This is a genomic window from Pseudarthrobacter sp. Hb11 (assembly GCF_059383655.1).
Genome location: NZ_JBWZCM010000001.1, coordinates 190,064 through 210,060 on the forward strand (window position 1 = coordinate 190,064; position 19,997 = coordinate 210,060).

Annotated in this window: 15 protein-coding genes; 8 read left to right on the forward strand and 7 right to left on the reverse strand. The window is 65.9% G+C overall.

All coding sequences use genetic code 11. The features are described from left to right. Positions 1-8: 8 nt before the first annotated feature. The 4 genes from AC50X7_RS00940 to AC50X7_RS00955 are packed head-to-tail and all read right to left on the reverse strand — an operon-like array spanning position 9 to position 3,864. Entirely contained in the window at positions 9-1,118 is a 1,110-nt protein-coding gene (locus AC50X7_RS00940) for a glycosyltransferase family 4 protein (RefSeq protein ID WP_494977350.1), read from the reverse strand. Beyond that, a complete protein-coding gene (locus tag AC50X7_RS00945) occupies positions 1,115-2,044 on the reverse strand; it encodes an alpha/beta fold hydrolase (protein WP_494977351.1) in 930 nt (309 codons plus the stop codon). Before AC50X7_RS00945 ends, AC50X7_RS00940 begins: the two co-directional genes overlap by 4 nt. A 7-nt stretch (positions 2,045-2,051) precedes the next feature. After that, positions 2,052-2,921: an aldo/keto reductase gene (locus tag AC50X7_RS00950; protein WP_494977352.1), complete on the reverse strand. Its 870-nt coding sequence runs from the start codon at positions 2,919-2,921 to the stop codon at positions 2,052-2,054. Positions 2,922-2,931: 10 nt separating this feature from the next. Further along, positions 2,932-3,864, reverse strand: a complete 933-nt coding sequence (locus tag AC50X7_RS00955; protein WP_494977810.1) for a sugar-binding transcriptional regulator — start codon at positions 3,862-3,864, stop codon at positions 2,932-2,934. Between the two features lie 165 nt (positions 3,865-4,029). Here AC50X7_RS00955 and AC50X7_RS00960 point away from each other — a divergent pair, with 165 nt between their 5' ends. The 3 genes from AC50X7_RS00960 (at position 4,030) to glpK (ending at position 8,249) form a co-directional block, all read left to right on the forward strand. Further along, positions 4,030-5,841 (forward strand): glycerol-3-phosphate dehydrogenase/oxidase, encoded by a 1,812-nt coding sequence (locus AC50X7_RS00960; protein ID WP_494977353.1) that lies wholly within the window; start codon positions 4,030-4,032, stop codon positions 5,839-5,841. A gap of 89 nt (positions 5,842-5,930) precedes the next feature. After that, the gene (locus AC50X7_RS00965) at positions 5,931-6,680 is read left to right on the forward strand and encodes an MIP/aquaporin family protein (RefSeq protein WP_494977354.1); all 750 of its coding nucleotides are present in this window, start codon (positions 5,931-5,933) and stop codon (positions 6,678-6,680) included. Positions 6,681-6,734: 54 nt separating this feature from the next. Continuing rightward, positions 6,735-8,249: a glycerol kinase GlpK gene (glpK, locus tag AC50X7_RS00970; protein ID WP_494977355.1), complete on the forward strand. Its 1,515-nt coding sequence runs from the start codon at positions 6,735-6,737 to the stop codon at positions 8,247-8,249. Between the two features lie 204 nt (positions 8,250-8,453). On the opposite strand, the gene AC50X7_RS00975 is transcribed toward glpK, so the two are convergent. Next, complete coding sequence (locus AC50X7_RS00975; protein WP_494977356.1) at positions 8,454-10,859, reverse strand: PEP/pyruvate-binding domain-containing protein; 2,406 nt, start codon at positions 10,857-10,859, stop codon at positions 8,454-8,456. 293 nt (positions 10,860-11,152) lie between these two features. On the opposite strand from AC50X7_RS00975, the gene leuS reads away from it, so the two are divergent. From leuS to holA, 5 genes are all read left to right on the forward strand, one after another. After that, complete coding sequence (gene leuS / locus AC50X7_RS00980) at positions 11,153-13,678, forward strand: leucine--tRNA ligase (RefSeq protein WP_494977357.1); 2,526 nt, start codon at positions 11,153-11,155, stop codon at positions 13,676-13,678. 56 nt (positions 13,679-13,734) lie between these two features. Then, positions 13,735-14,715 carry a DegV family protein gene (locus tag AC50X7_RS00985; protein WP_494977358.1) on the forward strand — a complete coding sequence of 327 codons (981 nt, stop codon included), beginning with the start codon at positions 13,735-13,737 and terminating at the stop codon, positions 14,713-14,715. Between the two features lie 67 nt (positions 14,716-14,782). Beyond that, on the forward strand, positions 14,783-15,691 hold the full coding sequence (locus AC50X7_RS00990) for a ComEA family DNA-binding protein (RefSeq protein WP_494977359.1): 909 nt from the start codon (positions 14,783-14,785) through the stop codon (positions 15,689-15,691). Positions 15,692-15,736: 45 nt separating this feature from the next. Next, a complete protein-coding gene (locus AC50X7_RS00995) occupies positions 15,737-17,845 on the forward strand; it encodes a ComEC/Rec2 family competence protein (protein WP_494977360.1) in 2,109 nt (702 codons plus the stop codon). After that, entirely contained in the window at positions 17,779-18,795 is a 1,017-nt protein-coding gene (holA, locus tag AC50X7_RS01000) for a DNA polymerase III subunit delta (RefSeq protein WP_494977361.1), read from the forward strand. Before AC50X7_RS00995 ends, holA begins: the two co-directional genes overlap by 67 nt. Before the next feature lie 127 nt (positions 18,796-18,922). Here the strand turns inward: holA and rpsT are convergent, their stop codons facing one another. Both rpsT and AC50X7_RS01010 read right to left on the reverse strand, forming a co-directional pair. Next, complete coding sequence (gene rpsT / locus AC50X7_RS01005) at positions 18,923-19,183, reverse strand: 30S ribosomal protein S20 (RefSeq protein WP_011692086.1); 261 nt, start codon at positions 19,181-19,183, stop codon at positions 18,923-18,925. Positions 19,184-19,352: 169 nt separating this feature from the next. Continuing rightward, positions 19,353-19,673 carry a type II toxin-antitoxin system PemK/MazF family toxin gene (locus tag AC50X7_RS01010; protein ID WP_494977362.1) on the reverse strand — a complete coding sequence of 107 codons (321 nt, stop codon included), beginning with the start codon at positions 19,671-19,673 and terminating at the stop codon, positions 19,353-19,355. Between the last annotated feature and the right edge of the window lie 324 nt (positions 19,674-19,997).

The window sequence follows — 19,997 nt, forward strand, 5'->3', positions numbered from 1 at the left end:
GCTCCGCGTCACTGCGCTTGTTCGCCGCGGCGCTGGTTAAATTTGCCTCCGCGTTGCGCCACGATGTCGTGGGCCACGTCCACCAGCTGTCGGGCAGACTCATCCCAGTTGAACTCCCCGGCACGTTCGACGGAACGCCGTGAGGTTTCCTCCCACCGCTCCCGGTCCTGCAGCTTTTTTACGGCTTCCGCGAACTGCCGGGGCGAGGCAGGGTCAACGTAGCTGGCTGCATCGCCGCCCACTTCCCGGAAAATGGGGATGTCGCTGGCGATGACCGGTGTGCCCAGGGCCATGGCCTCGACGAGTGGCAGGCCGTACCCTTCAGCCCGCGAAAGGCTCACCAGTGCGGTGGTGGTTTTCAGGAACGAGGCGTACTCCTCGTCCGTGACGCCGTTATGGAAGACCACGCGGGCTCCGGGGGGAACTAGCTTCTCCAGTTCGGCGCGCCGCTGCGGGGTTACCCGACTAAGCAGGTGAAGCGTGAAGCCGGGCAAGTCCGCCATGCCGGCCACCATGGTTTCCACGTTTTTGTACGGCATAAACGAGCCCATGTACACGAGGGAAAGTTCGGCACCCGCTTCAGGGACGCGGGGCTCCTGAGCCGGCGGCGGCGCATTGCTGATGATCCGGACGGGTTTGCCCGTGAGCCGGTACTTGGCCATCAGGGCCTCGGTGGTCCGGCTGATGGTAACGACGACGTCGGCCCGGTTGAGGAGCAGGCGCTGCGGCCAGTACGCCTTGTGGTAGAGCCGCCAGAGCAGCCGCACAGGCGCGGGCAGGAAACCCGGGGGTGCGGGGTGCTCGTAATAAATGAGGTCGTGCAGGGTCAGGACCAGCCCGTACTTGCGGCCCCAGGTGCCCATCGTCTGCATCGGGCAGACCACCACATCCGCGCCCAGCGGATTGATCCTGCGGGCAACGAACAGTTCCGCGGGGGAGAGGGGGCTGTTAATCAGCGTGTGCGGCACGTCCGGCAGCAGGGCGAGCTGGCGGATGTCGGAGATCAGCATGGAAACATCAGCGATCTTCGAAGTGGCCGCGATCAGGCTGGCGCCGTAGCGGCTGATGCCGTCGTGGTGGTCGGTCCGGGTAAAACGGGCGTCGATGACAATCTTCACGCGGGGTGGTCCTTCAGGAAGCTGCGGATGTAGCTGGCGGCGGGCTCCGGCGTCTCGTAGTGGATCAGATGGCCAACGCCCGGAATGACCTGGAGTTCGCCGTCGGGCAGCAGGGCGGCGAGCCGGTGCTGGTCCGGCAGCATGGCGATTTCGTCCTTCTCACCGGCGATGAGCAGCACCGGCAGGGTCAGGCTGCCGGCCACCTCGGCCACGTGGCTGCTGACGGAGGCGGTGAACGATTCGAGGAGGCTGTCCCGGCTGGCAAACGCACTGAAGTAGGCGTGGTGCTGGCCGTGGATGAAGCGCCGGAGGTCCCGGTCGCCCGTCTTGGCCATGGTTTCGCTCATCACCCGGACAATCGCCGGGCTGCGCAGCAGGGCAAGCCCAAGCGGGCGGGGCAGGCCGGCGGCAAGCCGGTAGTACAGCACGGCCAGCCTTGTCATCACTCCTTTGGGACCTTCCAGCGCAGGCGCGGCGATGGGGTTGATGAGGATCAGGGGATTTACGGCGCGGGGATGGGCGGCCACGAAGTGGGCGGCAATGATGGATCCGAACGAGTGCCCCAGCAGAACGGTGTCCGGCCCCAGGCCGAGGGCCGCCATGAAGTTGGTGATGAACGCGCCGTAACCCGGCACTGTGTGTTCACCGGACCCAAAAGCGTCTGAGCTGCCGAAGCCAGGCAGGTCCGGCATGATGATCCTCATCTCCGGAAGCTGATCGGCCACCCGAAGGAGTCCGTGGTGGTCGCCGCGGAACCCGTGGATCACCAGGATGGTCCGGGTGTCAGGGGTCACCTGCACAGGCTCATAGGTCCAAAAGGCCACCTTCCCCCCTGGAAGCTGCACGGAAGAGTCGCGCGTGCGGCCCGCCAGGTCCGGGCTGAAGAAGGTGGGCGCGGGGGACTGCCCCGGGGATGTGGTTTTCATGCAGGTCCTAATTGACGTTGTCCGGGTGGGAACCGGTGCGCTGTCCGCGGTCCAGTCCGGCGAGCGCATCCATGTCCCTGGCCGAGAGCTGGAAGCCGAAGACGTCCAGGTTTTCCCGGATGCGCGCCTCGGAGCTTGCCTTGGGGATGGCAATGTTTCCCAGTTGTATGTGCCAGCGGAGAATGATCTGCGCCGCTGTCCTGCCGTGTTCGGCGGCGCATGCCTGGACCACGGGGTCGGCCAGCACGTGTCCGCGGCCCAGGGGGCTCCACGCTTCGGTCCTGATCCCGAGGTCATCGTGGATCTTCCGCAGCTCCTGCTGCTGGAGCCAGGGGTGCAGCTCGATCTGGTTGACCGCAGGTGTTACTTCTGCCGTCTGCAGGAGCCGCTCAAGGTGTGCAGGCTGGAAGTTGCTGACACCGATGGCCCGCACCTTTCCCTCCCGGTAGAGCGTCTCCATGGCCCGGTAGGTTTCGGGAAACAGTCCGCGCCGGGGGCAGGGCCAATGGATGAGGTACATATCCACGTAGTCGAGGCCCAGGTTGACCATTGAGCTGTCGAACGCACGCAGGGTGGCGTCGTAGCCATGGTGGTCGTTCCATACCTTGGTGGTAACAAAGATGTCCTCCCGGGCCGGTGCCGGGAAAAGTTCACCGGAACCGCCGCTGCCCGCCCGCGTACCGGGCTGGGAACTGATGCCGCGCGCCACCCCCGACTCGTTGCCGTACATGGCAGCGGTATCGAAGTGGCGGTACCCGGAACCGAGAGCCATGGCAACGAGTCCGGCCGCCTCGGATGACGGCACCTTGTACAGGCCGTAGCCCAGTTGGTCGATCAGCACGCCGTTGTTCAGGCTCAGCCGCGGGGAGATCCTCATAGCCATGACTCTACCTACTTGCCACAGCCAGCCCCTCCAGGCCCACTAAGCGCCGCGCGGTAGCCTCGTCGAGGATCAGGTCCGTAGCGAGGCGCGCGGCCAGTGCGCCTTTGAGCCCGTTGATCTTTGAGACTCCGGAAACCACGCAGATCCTGCGGCGGACCTGCCGAACTTCGGCGAGGGCCGGGCCGGTGGACCGTTCATTGAGGACGATCCCGTCTGAGGAACCGTCAGCACGGAAGAATACGGTTGCGACGTCGCCCACGACGTCGGACGTCGCCAGGGTGCTGAGGTCGCCCTCGTCCAGATATCCGCCGGCATAGACGTGGCTCGGGTAATCGGCGTCCACTGATCCGACGCCGAAAATTGCGATGCTCATCTTAGCCTGGAGTTCAAGGATGCGCTGCACGCTGCGTTCATTCCACATGGCAGTTTTGGTGGCCGCGTGGTCGAAAAAGGCGGGTACCGGGAACTGTTCCACGCGCGCACCGTAGGCACTGCCGAAGCGGCGCATGATATCGCTTGCGTAGGTAATGCCTGTTGTGTGTATATTGCCGGCACCGTTCAACTGCACCACCACGCTGTCGTGGGTAATCTTCCTCGTCAGGTGCCGGCTGACGGCGCTGAGGGTGGAACCCCAGGCGACACCGATTATCGCATTGGAATCCACCAGCGGACCGATGGTGCGGGCCGCCTGCATCGCCACCCGGTCCAGGGTTTCAGCCTCATTAAGTGTTTCCACCACGGGCACAACGTGGGCGTCAACCCCGTACCGGCGGCGAATCAGGCCCTCCAGCTCCGGTCCGGTGTCCAGAGGGTTGCGGATCTGCACCTGGACCAGTCCAGAGTCCCGGGCCGAGGACAAGAGGCGTGAAACTGTGGAGCGGGACGTGCGCAGCTCACGGGCGATGGCGTCCATGGTGAGGTCCTGCAGGTAATACATTTGTGCAGCTCGAAGGGCGTCGGCATGCCGGGAAGGGTCCACGGGAACTCCGTTCTGCACGTTTGTGCATATCGCTTGACTCCATTTTCCATTACTCCAAAGAATAGTTGAGAACGGTGGATCACTTAGCTGTGTCCGCGCCACACAAAGCCCAAGGGAGTTGTTTTGGGACCCAAGGATTTACCTGCCCGCCCGGGAGCACCAAAACCGGGAACCGAGCGCGCATCAGTGCACAACCTGCGGCTCCGTCCGCATGCCAAGGTGCTGGTGGTGGGTGGCGGGATCAACGGGGTGGGAACTTTCCGCGACCTGGCCCTGCAGGGAGTGGACGTTGCACTCGTGGAACGCGGTGACTACTGCCAGGGGGCCAGCGGCGCGTCCTCGCACATGATTCACGGCGGCATCCGCTACCTCGAGAACGGCGAGTTCCGGCTGGTCCGGGAGTCAGTGGTGGAGCGCAACCGGCTGCTGCGAATCGCACCGCACTACGTCAAGCCCCTTCAGACCACCATCCCCATCTTCAATACCTTCTCGGGAGTGCTTGCGGCCCCGCTGCGTTTCCTCACCCACAAGCAGCAGGGGAAGCCCAAGGAGCGCGGCGCCTTCCTCATCAAGCTGGGACTCAGCCTGTATGACTCGTTTTCCCGCGACGGCGGCACGGTGCCACGGCACCAGTTCAGGGGCCGCCAACGCGCCCTCGCAGAACTTCCCGGCCTTCGTCCGGACGTCAAGTATGCGGCCACCTACTTCGATGCTTCCGTGCACAACCCCGAGCGGCTTACGCTCGATGTCCTGCAGGACGGCGAAAAAGCCGGCCGCGCATCCGGTACCAATGCCCAGGGCAGCACCGCCCGTGCCAGCAACTACCTGTCATTGATATCCATGACCGGCGAGCCCAACCGCGGCACCGGAAGAGGCAGCACGGTCCGGCTGCGCGATGAGCTGACCGGTGAGGAGTTCGATTTCACCGCGGACGTCATCGTCAACACCACGGGCGCCTGGGTGGACCTCACCAACGAAGCCATGGGAACAACCTCCGCGTTCATGGGCGGTACCAAGGGTTCGCACATCGTGTTGGACACCCCGGAGCTCCTTGCCGCCTGCCGGGGACGTGAAATCTTCTTCGAGCACACGGACGGCCGGATCGTCCTCATCTATCCCATGGGGGACCGCGTCCTCGTCGGCACCACGGACGTGGACGCCGACATGGCCCAGGACCCCGTCTGCACGGACGAGGAAATCGAGTACTTCTTAGAACTTATCGGCCACGTCTTCCCGAACATTGCTGTCAAGCGCGAACAGATTGTCTACACCTTCTCCGGCGTGCGGCCGCTGCCCCGCCATGACGCAACCCAGCCCGGATTCGTTTCGCGGGATTACCGGATAGAGCGCCAGGGCCCCGGGAGCAGCGCCGGGCCGGGCGCCGTCGTCATGAGCCTGGTTGGAGGCAAATGGACCACCTTCCGTGCACTGGCTGAACACCTCACCAACGACGTCCTCGCCGAACTCGGCATGCAGCGGAAAGTCTCGACGGCGCAGCTCGCCATCGGCGGCGGCGCCGGCTTCCCCGCGGACGAGTCAGGCGTACAGAAGTGGATCAAGGAGCACATGACGGATGGCCGTGACGCGGACCGGACCGCCGGGTTGCTGACACGGTACGGAACACGGGCGGAATCGGTCATGGCACACCTCGATGGCGGGCCGGACCGCCTGCTGCACTCCACCCGCGAACTGAGTGTCCGTGAACTGGAGTTCATGGCGTCCCATGAGCAGGTTGGGCACCTCGTGGATGTCCTCATCCGCCGCACTTCCCTGGCCTTCCGCGGTCTTGTGACGGGGGAGCTGCTTAACGAGATGGCGGATGTACTCGCCGTTCCCTTGGGGTGGGATTCCGCAGCACGGGCAGCTGAGATCCGGCACGCGCAGGATGTGCTGCAGCGGTTCCACCGCGTAGAAACGCACAGCCTGGTCGCATAGGACAGGCTGGCTGCCGGGGCGCTGGACCGCCCCGGCCCACGGTCCTTCAACCCGCGAAGGACTGACAACAGAAAATAGAGGAGTCAAAGATGTCTCTTGGAATTGTTTTCCTTTCCGAAGTCTTCGGAACGGCGATGCTGACCCTGCTGGGTTGCGGTGTCGTCGCCAACGTCGCCCTGCGGGGAACCAAAGGCAACAGCGGCGGGTTCCTGATGGTCACCTGGGGATGGGGTGTTGCAGTTTTCGCGGGTGTCTATGTGGCCGCGAGGTCCGGCGCGCACCTTAACCCGGCGGTGACGCTTGGCCTGCTCGCAAACGGAGCCGAGGAATACGCCCCTGACGTTCCCGTGGATTTCGCGTCAACGCTGACCTACATCGGCGGGGAACTGCTGGGCGCGTTCCTCGGCGCCGTCGTTTGCTGGCTCGCCTACAAGCAGCACTTCGACGTCGAAGAGGAGCAGGCCAGCAAGCTCGCTGTCTTCTCCACCGGCCCGGCCATCCGCTCCAGTTCCTGGAACCTGGTGACCGAGATCATCGGCACCTTCGTACTCGTGTTCGTTATCCTCACCTTCGGCGGGACGCCCTCCGGCCTGGGACCGCTGGCCGTTGCACTGCTGGTTGTCGGCATCGGTGTATCCCTCGGTGGCCCCACGGGCTACGCCATCAATCCCGCCCGTGACCTCGGTCCGCGCATCGCCCACGCACTGCTGCCCATCAGGGGCAAGGGTTCCAGCGACTGGGGCTATTCCTGGATCCCGGTAGTCGGTCCGCTGGTGGGCGGTGCCCTCGGCGGCCTCGTTGCCCGGCTGGTTCCGATCATTGCAACAGCAGCAGCCTGACCTCCCACCTAAGCCACTGCCAAAAACAGCACCGACACAGACAAGGACGTCACCATGAGCCAGTACGTAATCGCCATCGATCAGGGAACCACCAGCACCCGCGCCATCATTTTTGACCACAGCGGCAGCATCGTCTCCTCGGGCCAGATGGAACATGAACAGATTTTCCCCAAGGCGGGGTGGGTGGAACACGATCCCGCCGAAATCTGGAACAACACCCGCGAGGTCATCGCCTCCGCCCTTTCCAAGGCCAGCCTGACTCGGCACGATGTTGCCGCCGTCGGCATCACTAACCAGCGCGAAACCGCCGTGGTGTGGGACAAGACCACCGGCGAAGCCATCTACAACGCCATCGTGTGGCAGGACACCCGCACCCAGGACATCGTGGACGAGTTGGCGAGGGACGGGGGAGCGGACCGGTTCAAGCAGAAGGTCGGCCTTCCGCTGGCCACCTATTTCTCCGGCACCAAGATCAAGTGGATCCTGGATAATGTGGAGGGCGCCCGGCAGAAGGCTGAAGCGGGCGACCTGGTCTTTGGCAACACTGACGCGTGGGTCCTGTGGAACCTCACCGGCGGGGTGGACGGCGGGGTCCACGTCACCGATGTGACCAACGCGTCGCGCACGCTGTTCATGGATCTGGACACGCTGCAGTGGGATGAGGAAATCCTCGGCATCTTCGGCGTTCCGCGGAGCATGATGCCGGAGATCAAGTCCTCTTCCGAGGTTTACGGCACGGTCCACACCTCGCAGCTTCTGCGCGAGGTTCCCGTGGCGGGCATCCTCGGCGACCAGCAGGCAGCCACTTTCGGCCAGGCCGCGTTCCAGACCGGCGAAGCCAAAAACACCTACGGAACCGGCTGCTTCCTGATCTTCAACACCGGTGAGGAAATCATCCACTCGAAGAACGGGCTGCTGACCACGGTGGGCTACAAGCTCGGCGACGCGGCACCCCACTATGCACTGGAAGGCTCCATTGCTGTCACCGGCTCGCTGATCCAGTGGCTGCGGGACAACCTGGGCATGATCAGCAGCGCCCCGGAAGTGGAAACCCTCGCTGCGTCCGTCAAGGACAACGGCGGCGTGTACATCGTCCCGGCGTTCTCCGGGCTCTTTGCACCGTATTGGCGTTCCGACGCCCGGGGCGCAATTGTGGGTCTCACCCGGTTCGTCAACAAGAGCCACATTGCCCGGGCAGCGCTGGAAGCCACGGCGTTCCAGACCCGCGAGGTGCTCGACGCCGTCAACGCCGACTCAGGCGTTCCGCTCTCGGAGTTGAAGGTCGACGGCGGCATGGTCGCCAACGATGCGCTGATGCAGTTCCAGGCGGACATCCTCGGCGTTCCCGTGATCCGGCCGAAGGTGGTGGAGACCACCGCCCTGGGCGCGGCCTATGCCGCCGGCCTCGCCGTCGGCTTCTGGAAGGACCTTGGCGAACTGTCCTCCAACTGGTCCGAGGACAAGCGCTGGGGACCACAGCTGGACCAGTCCGAACAGGACCGACAGATGCGGCTGTGGAAGAAGGCCGTTACGAAGTCCATGGATTGGGTGGACGAGGACGTGCGGTAGCGTCTTCCGCCACTTAAGGTGCGTGGCTGGGGCGCGAGGAAGGCGGCCCCTGCCCCGCCCGTCCCCTGCTGCTCCCAACACTCGCAAGCTCGCGTCGGGGCCCTCGCAGCAGTGGGCCCCTCACGAGTGCCCACCACACCATGGCGGAGAGTCACCGGCCCCTTTTTCCGGCAGGTCAGCTTGGTCCTCGTGGGGGACGCCCGCTCACTCCTCGTGGGTTTCGATGGTGCCTGCGCTGCCGTCTACTGTTACCAGTTGGCCTGTTTTGAGGACTTGGGTGGCGGTGCCTGTTCCTACTACTGCCGGGATGCCGTACTCGCGGGCTACCAGGGAGGCGTGGGCTGCCAGGTTGCCTCCGTCCGTGACCACCGCTGCCGCCTGGGCAAAGAGGGGAGTCCAGGCTGGTGCTGTTGCCCTGGCCACCAGGACCTCGCCCGGTTGGAACTGTGCAAAGTCCCCGGGGCCTTCGATGATGCGGACCCGGCCCCTGGCCCGGCCGGGGCTTGCGGGATGGCCCACCAGTGCACCACGGGGAAGGTTGGTGGTGCTGCGGGCCGCGTTGGCCATCCGGTCAAAGGTGTTGCCGAGCATCGGAAGCCTGCCCAGCACCAGCGGGGCGGCAAGCTTCCGTTGACGAAGCCAGACCCGGCGGCGGCTGGCCACGTTGTCCTGCTGCGGCGGCGCTTCCAGCCGCAGATCCTGCCGCGTCAGGAAGTAGACGTCGTCCGGGCTGTTGATGATGCCGGCCTGTTCCAGCTGCGTCCCAATTTCGGCGGCGCAACGGCGCAGCAGCGGCCAGCCCAGGGTAAAGTCCCGCACCTGTTCCTCCCGGAGCAGGGCATAGTGCTGGGCAACCGCAAGTAAATGGTCGAACCGGCGCAGCCGGCGGGAGTCCTCGAGGATCGATCGGCAAGCCTCCTCCGCTGCCCGTCGTCGGTTGGCCGCGGCAGCAGCGGCGGCGGCACTCCGGGCGTCACTAGCGGACGGGACTGCAGGGCCTGGCTCTTCGCCCGCCGTCGGGTGGTACCAGTCGAGGCTGTAGACGGCGTGGTCGTCTCTGGCCTGCAATTCCGGGGCAAGGCCGCCGAGCAGCACCTGGTAGCCGCCGCCGTCGTAAAGTCCCTGCTCCTGCCGGGTGGCTAAGGCGGGAGCAAGGTGCCTGCGCCAGAACCTGGCCAGGACCAGCTCCATTTTCCAGGCCGCCCCGCCTGTGGCGGCGAAGAACCAGAGATACTCTCCGGCCGCGCGTGCCACTTGTTCAATGAGGTCCATCCGCCCGGCCAGGGTTGGCGGCAGCGGGACATCCTTGTAACTGTCCACCAGCCTGCGGTAGGCAGGGAGGTGTTGGCTGCGCCATTCCAGCTCAAGGTCCCGCAGGACTTCGCGGTCTGCACCGGCGGGGTCGATCATGGGGCGGACCACGGAGTTGAAGAAGTAGGGCAGCGAGGGCGGCACGCCGCCAAAAATGAGGTGGGGGAGGGCCCGGGGTGTTGGCGGGGCCATGTAGTACCAGCCATTCACTGTGGCATTGCCCATGGGAACCCGAAGACCCGTCGAGTGGAAAACGGCATCGTTGTAGGCGGCATCCATGCAGGGAATGATCCAGTCCATAAAGAGCGGTGTGACAGGTTCCGGCAGCCATTCACCGAGCCGGAAGTTCCGGAGCCAGGCGCCCTTTCCCGGGGCCCGCCACACCGCCGGTTCCGGAACGGCTGTCATCGGACGCGCCTGCAGGACCTGGATACGCCCGGAACGGTCCATCGCCCACTCCACGTCCTGCGGGCAGCCGAAGTGCCGGGCGACGCTGCCTGCCAAGGCGGCGACCGCCGTCGCGCTTTGCCTCGTCAGTACAGAACCTGGCTGCGCGGCAGCACCACTCCTGCGGCTGACCAGTCCACTCCGCGCCAACCACTCCTCGCCGCGCTCCCACCCTCCCACCAGACTTTCCCCGAGCCCCTTCACAGCGGAAATCACCGTATCGTCCCGGGCTCCGGTCAAGGGATTCGCGGTGAAGGCAACGCCGGCAGCCGCGGCGTCCACCATCTGCTGCACGAGGACCGCCATGGTCCCGACGCCGGCGGGAGCTGCGTCGCCAGCGTCCGGCAGGGCGTCCGGATCGGCGTTTAGTCCAGCATGCGGGTGGTCAGGCGGATGCAGGCGGAGAAATTCCTGGTACGCCCGGACACGGCCGGCGTCAGCCGAACCGAAACAGCGGATGATGGCGGACGGAAGGTCTCCGCCCGGCACGTCCAGGTAACTTTCATACATCCCGGCGTAGGAGGCACCGGGCAGGTCTTCGGCCACGGCCGAGGAGCGGACCGCGTACGGTCCGGGGCCGGCCATGAGGGCGGCGGCCCGCAGCTGGCGGTCCCACGCAGCCTGGTTGTCTTTCGGCCGGGCGTCAAAAGCCGCGCGTGTGACGACGAAGCCGGGAGGAACGGGAAACCCTGCGGATTTGAGTTCGGACAGGGCTGCGGCTTTGCTGCCGGCCTCGTCCCGCGTCAGGGGAAGAGGTCCGTCCAGGCGCGGAAAAAGGGCACCGCCAGAGGGGCCGGCCCTGAAAGCAGCACCGGCGTCATCGCCCAACCCATCACCAGAGTCATTGCCCAAGGAGCCACCTGCGGGGAATGTAGCTGGATTGCCGGCTTAAGTTTAGTGACGCAGGGCGCCGGCGGTACAGGTCAGCCGCTCAACGTCCTGCCCCCGGGGTGCGCTAAAGTGGTTGCATGCGTGCGATCCTTCTGCTTAGTTAGCCGCCCGGCATCCGAAACAACGGATAACCGTGCGGCAGCCCCTCCATGGAGAGGGGCTTTTGTGTGTCCGGGCTTGTTTCCGGGCCGCCGGCAGGAGGATCAGGCCGTTATGGCAGCACAGATGCCGTAACAGAACAGAAGAGGGCAGCAGTGGGCGTTCAACCGGAGACAGAGACCGGAACAGCAGCAGTGTCGGCGGAGGTGCCCGAGGAGGGTACGTACAGTTTTGCCGCTATGGAGGCCAAATGGCCGCAGGTGTGGGAAGACCTCAAGGTCTTCACCCCTGTCGACGACGGGTCCCGGGAGCGGCGCTACGTGCTGGACATGTTCCCCTACCCGTCCGGGGACCTGCACATGGGGCACGCCGAAGCATTTGCCATGGGTGACGTTGTGGCCCGTTACCTTCGCCAGCAGGGCTACGACGTCCTGCACCCGATCGGCTGGGACTCCTTCGGCCTGCCGGCCGAGAACGCCGCCATCAAGCGCAACGCCCATCCCAGTGAGTGGACCTACGCCAACATTGACACGCAGGCCGCGTCCTTCAAGCGCTACGCCATCTCCGCTGACTGGTCCCGCCGGCTGCACACCTCGGACCCCGAGTACTACCGCTGGACCCAGTGGCTGTTCAAGCGCTTCTACGAGCGTGGCCTGGCGTACCGCAAGGATTCACCGGTCAACTGGTGCCCCAAGGACCAGACCGTGCTGGCAAACGAGCAGGTTGTCAACGGCGCCTGCGAACGCTGCGGCACCACCGTCACCAAGAAGTCCCTGAACCAGTGGTACTTCAAGATCACCGAGTACGCTGACCGGCTGCTTGATGACATGGATGAGCTGCGGGGCCACTGGCCCGAGCGGGTGTTGGCGATGCAGAAGAACTGGATCGGCCGTTCCGAGGGTGCGCACGTCAACTTCGTGATCGAAGGCGACGGCGGCAAGCCTGCCAAGGACGTCACGGTTTTCACCACCCGTCCCGACACCCTGTACGGCGCAACCTTCTTTGTCGTTGCCGCGGACGCGCCGCTCGCCGTCGAACTGGTTACGGATGAACACGCGGCTGCCCTGGACGAATACCGTGAGCAGGTCAAAGCGCTCACCGAAATCGAACGCCAGTCCACGGAACGGGAGAAGACCGGCGTCTTCACCGGCCGTTACGCCATCAACCCGCTGAACGGAGAGAAGCTCCCTGTGTGGGCAGCTGACTACGTCCTGGCCGACTACGGCACGGGCGCCATCATGGCAGTGCCCGCCCACGACCAGCGCGACCTCGACTTTGCCCGGAAGTTTGACCTCCCGGTACGTGCCGTCCTGAACACCGGCGAAGAAGACCCCGCAGTGTCCGGCACCGCCACCGCGGGGGAGGGCACGCTGATCAACTCCGGCGACCTGGACGGACTGCCCAAGGCTGAGGCGATCCCGGCCGCGATCGCCATCCTGGAACGCCAGGGCACCGGAGAGAAGTTCGTGAACTTCCGGCTGCGCGACTGGCTGCTCAGCCGCCAGCGGTTCTGGGGCACCCCCATCCCGATCATCCACTGCCCGTCCTGCGGCGAGGTTCCCGTGCCTGATGAGCAGCTGCCCGTCACTCTGCCGGCAGACCTCCGCGGCGAGGACCTGTCGCCGAAGGGGACGTCCCCGCTGGCTGCGGCAGAGGCCTGGGTCAATGTTGAATGCCCCAACTGCCACGGACCGGCCAAGCGCGACACCGACACTATGGACACCTTTGTGGACTCGTCCTGGTACTTCCTGCGTTTCGTCTCACCGGAGTTCACGGAGGGTCCCTTCGACCCGGCAAAAATCAACGACTGGATGCCGGTAGGCCAGTATGTGGGCGGTGTGGAGCATGCCATCCTGCACCTCCTCTACGCCCGCTTCTTCACCAAGGTCATCCACGACCTGGGCATGATCGACGCCGACGAGCCGTTCAGCGCCCTGCTCAACCAGGGCCAGGTCCTTAACGGCGGCAAAGCCATGAGCAAGTCCCTGGGCAACGGCGTCGACCTCGGCGAGCAGCTGGACAGGTACGGCGTGGACGCTGTCCGGCTCACCATGATCTTCGCGTCGCCTCCCGAAGACGACGTCGACTGGGCCGATGTTTCGCCCTCGGGCTCCGCGAAGTTCCTGGCCCGCGCGTGGCGGCTGGCGCAGGATGTCACCAGCGAACCCGGTGTTGACCCCGCATCCGGGGACCGCACGCTGCGGTCGGTCACGCACCGCACCATCGCCGACGCCGCGGCGCTGCTGGACAACAACAAGTTTAACGTGGTGGTGGCCAAGCTGATGGAGTTGGTCAACGCGACCCGGAAGACTATAGATGCCGGTGCCGGCGGGGCTGATCCCGCGGTACGGGAAGCTGCCGAGGCGGTTGCCGTCATCCTCAGCCTCTTCGCGCCTTACACCGCGGAGGATATGTGGAACGTCCTGGGCCACCCGGCCTCGGTAGCGAACGCCGGCTGGCCGGCCCACGACGCGGCCCTGCTGGTACAGGACACCGTCACCGCCGTGGTTCAGGTCCAGGGCAAGGTCCGGGACAGGCTTGAGGTCTCGCCCGACGTCACCGAGGACCAGTTGCGCGAACTGGCGCTGGCCTCGGACAACGTCCAGCGCGCCCTCGACGGCCGCGGCATCCGCACCGTGATCGTCCGCGCCCCTAAACTGGTCAACATCGTCCCGGCATAGGCCGGACCGGGCCGCCGGAATCCTCCGGCGGCCCGCTGTGACTCCAGGAGGCCCCTTTGCCACACCGCGACGCCGCCGCCTGGCCCTGGGTCCGCGCACGCCTGCTGGCCCGCCGCCGGCAGGAAATTCCGGCAACCCAGCCGGACGCCGTCGTACGTACTGCTGTGGTGACTGATTCTGCCGCCGCGCTGCCCGCCGACTGGGCTGCGGGCCTGAGTGGCGACGGACGGCTCACCGTCATTCCCATGCCGGTGATGGTGGGCGAGGAGATCTACGGCGAGGGCGAAGACGATATCTCGGAGACCATTGCGCTGGCCCTGGCCAGCGGGACTTCCGTGAAGACCTCCCGGCCCTCGCCCGGACAGTTTGAACAGGCCTACGCGGCGGCGCAGCGCAGGGGGTTTGAAGCGGTAGTGTCCGTGCACATCTCGGGCGGCCTGTCCGGCACGGCAGACGCCGCGCGGCTTGCGGCCGGCAGGGTGGGCATACCCGTGGAAGTGGTCGATTCCGGAACGGTCGGCATGGCCCTGGGGATGGCCGTCCAGGAAGCTGCGCGCGTTGCCGCCGAGGGCGCCGATGCGGAGGCAGTGGCTGCCGCTGCCGCCGGCCAGGCAGGACGGACCAAGGTCTATTTCTACGTTCCGAGCCTCGAGCAGCTCCGACGCGGAGGGCGGATCGGCGCGGCTGCTTCCTTGTGGGGCACGATGCTTGCTATTAAGCCCATCCTCGGTGTCGACGGGGGAAAGATCGTCCCGTTGGAGAAGGTGCGCTCAGCCGTCCGGGCAGTTTCCCGGCTGGAGGAGATCGTGGCCGCGGATGCTTCTGCCCGCACCGCTTCTGGGGACGTGCGCCTTGCCGTCCACCATTTCGGAAACCCAACGGAAGCGGAGGGCCTGGCCGAACGGTTGGCCGCTGCCCTGCCGCAGTGCCCTCCTGCCCAGATCAGCTCCCTTCCTGCCGTACTTGCTGCCCATGCGGGGCTGGGTGTTCTCGCCGTCATTGTGGGCGATAGCTTTGCCGTGGACGACGCCCCCTGACCACGTCCTTTCCACATAGCGGCCTTTTGCCCTGTTGCCTGCCGTGACTTGTTCTTAGCGTGGGGGAATGTCACGCCGCGATGCTGGAGCAGCAGGTGAACGGGCGCGCCACGCCAGGTCCCGGCTGCAGGCTACCCTGGGGGACAACTCCCGTGGGCTATTGCTTGGGGACGACGGCGGGCCCTCCTTCGAATACCGGGGCACTGACGGCGGGGAAAAAGGGAGCAGTGCCCTTACGGGGGAAGGTCCGGCCAAGGCCCCAGTCGACGTGGGCCCCGCAGTTCGCTGGCGCCTCAGTTTTCGGCTGGGCGTGCTCCTGGGCGTCCTTGCAGTGGCTGCCGGTGCCTGGTTTTGGTGGCAGGCGGAGTCCGGCCGGCCGGAGGTCCTGCCGCTCAGCGGCGTCAGTCCCGGAACCGCCGACCCAACAGCCGCGGACAGCGCCTCGGGGGAGAAGGACAGTGGTGGCGGCAGCCGTGCGGGTCCCGAGCCCGACACGCAGGAAAGTGCACCCTCGGGCAGGGTTGTGGTTCACGTTGCCGGGTCGGTGCTTCGGCCAGGAGTGGTGAAGTTGCCCGCCGGCAGCCGGGTACACGAGGCCGTTGCCGCGGCCGGAGGGGCCGGGCCCGGTGCTGACCTAAACCGCCTCAACCTCGCCGTGGTTGTGGAGGATGGACAAAAAATCCATGTCCCGCAGCGGGGCGAACCACTGCCAGCCGGGTCTGGGGATCCAGCCGGGCCGGCGGCCGGGGATTCCCCGGACGGAACTGCCGGAGGGCCGGCAGGATCGAAGATCAACCTGAATACCGCCGGGGTGGAGGAACTGGATGGTTTGCCGAAGGTCGGCCCTGTGCTGGCACAGCGGATCGTGGACTGGCGCAAGGAACATGGCCTGTTCAAAGCGGTCGAGGACCTTGACGCCATTGACGGTGTCGGTCCAAAGATGCTTGAAGCATTGCTGCCACTGGTGACCATCTGACACAAAGGCAAGGTGCAATGATGATGATGTGCGTCGGGCGGCGACATGGATAACAGAACAGCGGGGACCGGGTCGAGCCCCTGGAGCCGCTATGTAGAGTCGGCGGTCCGGGGGCATGCGGCCGGCGGGCAGGACGCGCAGCAAGCCGGCGCCATGGGACAGCCGTCGTCAGCAACCGGGGAGGGATCGGGGAAAGGTACCCCGGCCCAACCGCGCCGGAGGTTGCTGGGCGCCGGTGGCCCTGCCGGTTGCCCCGGAAAAAGCCTCGAACAGCTTTGGGTTTCGCAATCTGCCCGATTCCGGGACGGCGCCAGGAAAGCGCGGCAGGACGCAGACCCGGCTGGCGGCGAAACTCCACGCCGTCGCACCGACGTCCGGCTGGCACTGCCGGCCGCGCTCGTCTGGAGTGCCTCCGTCGCCGGGCTCTGGCTGCCCCCGATGGCCCTGGGCGGCCTCTGCTGCGCACTGCTCGTCCTTTCGGCCCTGCTGCTGCACCGTACCGTGATGCCCCGTGCACGCCGGGCGGCCAGGCTGGGCACCAGCAGACCGGCCCGGCGCAGCTTCCTGACCACTACGGCCGTCGCCCTCCTCCTTGCCGCAACGACGGCAGCGCATTCGGCGGTGGCAGCCACCCAGCGGCACGACGGTCCCCTCGCTGCCGCCGTCTCTTCGGGAAAATCAGTAGTAGCCATACTGGAAGTGGCAGGAGCGCCCCGTGCGCTGACTGCACCCAACCAAGCCGGCCCGCCTGCACGCTGGTCCGTACCTGTATGGACGCGGGAGGTCAGTACCGGCGGTGTTGTGCTGCGGACCCGGGCCCAGCTGCTGGTGGTCGGCGGCGGCGGTTGGGGCACTGTGGTGCCCGGCCAGCTGGTCCGGGCAACAGGAAAGCTGCGCCCCGCGGATCCCGGGCGGGAGGAAGCCGGCGCCCTTACAGCGTCCTCTGGACCAGGACCGCCGGCTGGTCCGCCAGTCCTGCAGGAAGCAGCCACGGAACTGCGGGCACGGTTCGTATCCGCTGCCTCTTTCCTGGCCCTGGATCCCCGCGGCCTGCTTCCGGGAATGGTCACCGGGGATACCAGTGCGCTCGATGAGGGCTTGAACGCCGCCATGAAAAGCGTGGGCATGACCCACCTGACAGCCGTCAGCGGGGCAAATTGCAGCCTGGTCCTCGGCGCGCTGCTGCTGTTGTGCCGGCGTTTCCGCTTGCCCCGGCTGGCCTCGGCTGGGCTGGCTGTGGCAGGACTCGGGATGTTCGTGCTTCTTGTTGGGCCGGATGCGAGCGTCCTGCGGGCAGCGCTTATGGGAGCGGTGGCAGTGGTGTCCCTGGCGGGTGGCCGGTCCGGGCGTGGCCTGAGCTTCCTGTGCCTTGCCGTGATCGGCCTCCTGCTGGTTGACCCGGGGCTGGGATCGAGTTTCGGGTTCCTCCTGTCCGTCCTGGCAACATTTGGAATCATCGTCCTGGGCCAGCGCATCATGGCGTGGGCCCCGGCATTCATTCCGCGCTGGGCAGCGGCTGCGGTGGCTGTTCCCCTGTCCGCCCAACTGCTCTGCGGGCCGGTGATTGTTGTGCTGCAGCCCCAGTTTTCCACCTACTCACTGCTGGCAAACGTCATAGCGTCGCCACTCGTGGCACCCGTAACACTGCTGGGGACCGCTGCCGTGCCCCTGGTGGTGCTGGTCCCGTGGGCAGGAACACTCCTGATCGCGGTGGCGGGTATGTTCAGTGCGGGGGTGGCGGCGACGGCCAGGTTTGCCTCGCAGCTTCCCGGCTCAGCCCTTCCCTGGCCCGAGGGTATGGCGGGCGTGCTGACCATGCTGTTCCTGTCGGTGCTGACGTTCGTTACCGTGTGCGCCGCACTCCGCCCGCACCGGCTTATCCGGTGTGTGGTGGCGTTGCATCAGCGCACCGTTTCCCTGATCGAAGTGCTGGAGCGGTACGCGGCCGGAAGCCTGAAGCGCCGCAACCGGGAACCGCTGCGCAGGTCCGCCCCGCGAGTGTTGCCAACGCGCGGTCCTGGCTTTGACCGGGCCGCCGGACATGGCAGGCTGGGATACTCCACAAAACTTTCCGGAAGGAAGCCCCGATGGCCGCTGCGCAGAAACGTGCAACCCGTTCGCCGGCGTCGAACGGCCCCACCTGGCGCGACGTAACCCCGGCTGCGGTCGTCCTGGTCACCGGACCTGAAGAATACCTCGGCATCAGGGCCATGGACCGTGTCCGTGCAGAGGTACGGGCAGCCGCCCCGGACGTTGAGGTCAGCCGCATCAACGCCGCGGCCTACGAGGCGGGGACCCTGCTTATGCAGGTCAGCCCGTCCCTTTTCGGCGAAAGCAAGCTCATCGAAGTCGAGGCTGTCGAGTCGATGAACGACGCCTTCCTCGCCGAGGCCCTTGCCTACCTCGGCCATCCGGAGTCCGACGCGGTCCTGGTGCTGCGGCACGGCGGGGGAGTCCGCGGCAAGAAGTTGCTCGACGCTATCAAGAAGGGCGGCTGGCCGGTAGTGGACTGCCAGCCCCTCAAAAAGGATGCGGACAAGGTGGCTTTTGTCGCCGCCGAATTCAAGGGGGCCGGGCGGAGAATCGAACAGGACGCCGTGCAGGCGCTGGTCAACGCCGTCGGAGCGAACCTTTCGGAACTGGCGGCAGCATGCAGCCAGCTCATCGCGGACGCCGGCACGACAGTGACCACCGACATCGTTGACCGTTACTACGGCGGACGGATTGAAGCCACCGCCTTCAAGGTGGCCGACGCCGCCATGGCAGGAAACGGCCCGCTCGCGCTGTCCACTCTGCGCCATGCCCTCGCCACAGGAGCTGATCCCGTTCCGCTCGTCGCCGCGCTGGCGGCAAAGCTGCGGACGGTGGCCCGCGTGGCTGGCGCTTCGGGTTCTTCAGCCCAGATAGCCGCTGACCTTGGGATGCAGCCTTGGCTCGTTGAACAGGCTCAGCGGGACGTCCGGCGATGGACGCCGGACGGCCTGGTCCGCTCCATCCAGGCCACCGCGGAGGCTGACGCCCAGGTCAAGGGCCTGTCCCGCGATCCTGTCTACGCCGTGGAACACGCGGTTACGGTGATCGCGATGTCCGTCCAGGGCAGGTAACCAGCGCCCGCGCCAAGCGGGCACTGGAACAAACGGCCTAACCCGAAACCGCACCCCGGTGGTTAAAGATGTGTGGCCGGTACCAACCGGTACCGGCCACAACCATCAGTTCAGGGAACTGGAAACCTTACAGTGCGTTGACCTTCTTGGAGATCGCCGACTTGCGGTTCGCTGCGTTGTTCTTGTGCAGAACACCCTTGCTGACAGCCTTGTCCAGCTTGCGGCTGGCAGCAACCAGGGCAGCAGCAGCTGCATCCTTGTCCGTGGACTCAACGGCGGTGTTGACGGCGCGGATGGCCGTCTTCAGCTCGGACTTGACTGCGTTGTTGCGCAGGCGTGCCTTCTCGTTGGTGAGGATGCGCTTCTTCTGGGACTTGATATTCGCCACGTGTGAACTCTCTTTTTAATGCGGAAATGGTCTAGAGGGCTTTCAGATTGGCCATTGACTGAGCGGCGTGGGGATACCTATGGCGGCCAACCATCAGTGGCCGTCGACCTGCACGGACACACAGCTATAAAGAATAGCAGGTCAGGCGCAGGCCTGGCCATTTGGGCAGCTAACTCCAGCCGTGTCGCCGGCGCAGCCCATCAGCCACCCGTTCAAACCGTTCACGGTCCAGTACGGCGCCTTCCCGCCGGATGCCGTCCGGCCGAAGCTGAACAATTCGGTCCAGCCGGGCTTCGCTGGGCCGGCCCTCCCGGTCCCACCCGCCGGTGCCGATGTCCACGTAGTCTGCTGATGCTCCCAAACCGGGCACCCGGTCCTTACTGGTGAGCATCAACCCAAGAAGGTACCCGCCGCTTTGGCCCACCAACAGCACCGGACGGTCCTTTCCGCGTGTGTGGTCCTCCTCGTAGGGGACCCAGGCCCACACCACCTCACCCGGATCCGGCTCGCCGTCCCGCTGTGGCGCGTAACGTCTGGCGTTGAAAGTCGCCGGGGTAATGTCCGTTCCGCGGACTGGCGGCGGAGGGTGCGCGGCGCGCTGGGCCGGGGGTGCCGGCCGGTGTGCCCCTGCCCGGCTTCTGCAGCACGCGAAGGCCGGCTTTGACGGCGTTTGCCAGGGAGCGGAAGTTGATAGCCATCCAGCAACCCTAGCGTCGGCTTCCATCGCAGGCATGGAACATCAAAGGGCACGTAATGCAGTGCCACCTGCCCGGACGTGGGACACTTGAGGTTCCAGATGTGCGGCGCGTCCGCA

Coding starts and splice junctions, on each gene's coding strand:
- AC50X7_RS00945 (WP_494977351.1), bottom strand. CDS start 2,044: ATGAAAACCACATCCCCGGGGCAGTCCCCCGCGCCCACCTTCTTCAGC.
- AC50X7_RS00950 (WP_494977352.1), bottom strand. CDS start 2,921: ATGAGGATCTCCCCGCGGCTGAGCCTGAACAACGGCGTGCTGATCGAC.
- AC50X7_RS00955 (WP_494977810.1), bottom strand. CDS start 3,864: ATGTATTACCTGCAGGACCTCACCATGGACGCCATCGCCCGTGAGCTG.
- AC50X7_RS00965 (WP_494977354.1), top strand. CDS start 5,931: ATGTCTCTTGGAATTGTTTTCCTTTCCGAAGTCTTCGGAACGGCGATG.
- glpK (WP_494977355.1), top strand. CDS start 6,735: ATGAGCCAGTACGTAATCGCCATCGATCAGGGAACCACCAGCACCCGC.
- AC50X7_RS00990 (WP_494977359.1), top strand. CDS start 14,783: ATGTCACGCCGCGATGCTGGAGCAGCAGGTGAACGGGCGCGCCACGCC.
- AC50X7_RS00995 (WP_494977360.1), top strand. CDS start 15,737: ATGGATAACAGAACAGCGGGGACCGGGTCGAGCCCCTGGAGCCGCTAT.
- holA (WP_494977361.1), top strand. CDS start 17,779: ATGGCCGCTGCGCAGAAACGTGCAACCCGTTCGCCGGCGTCGAACGGC.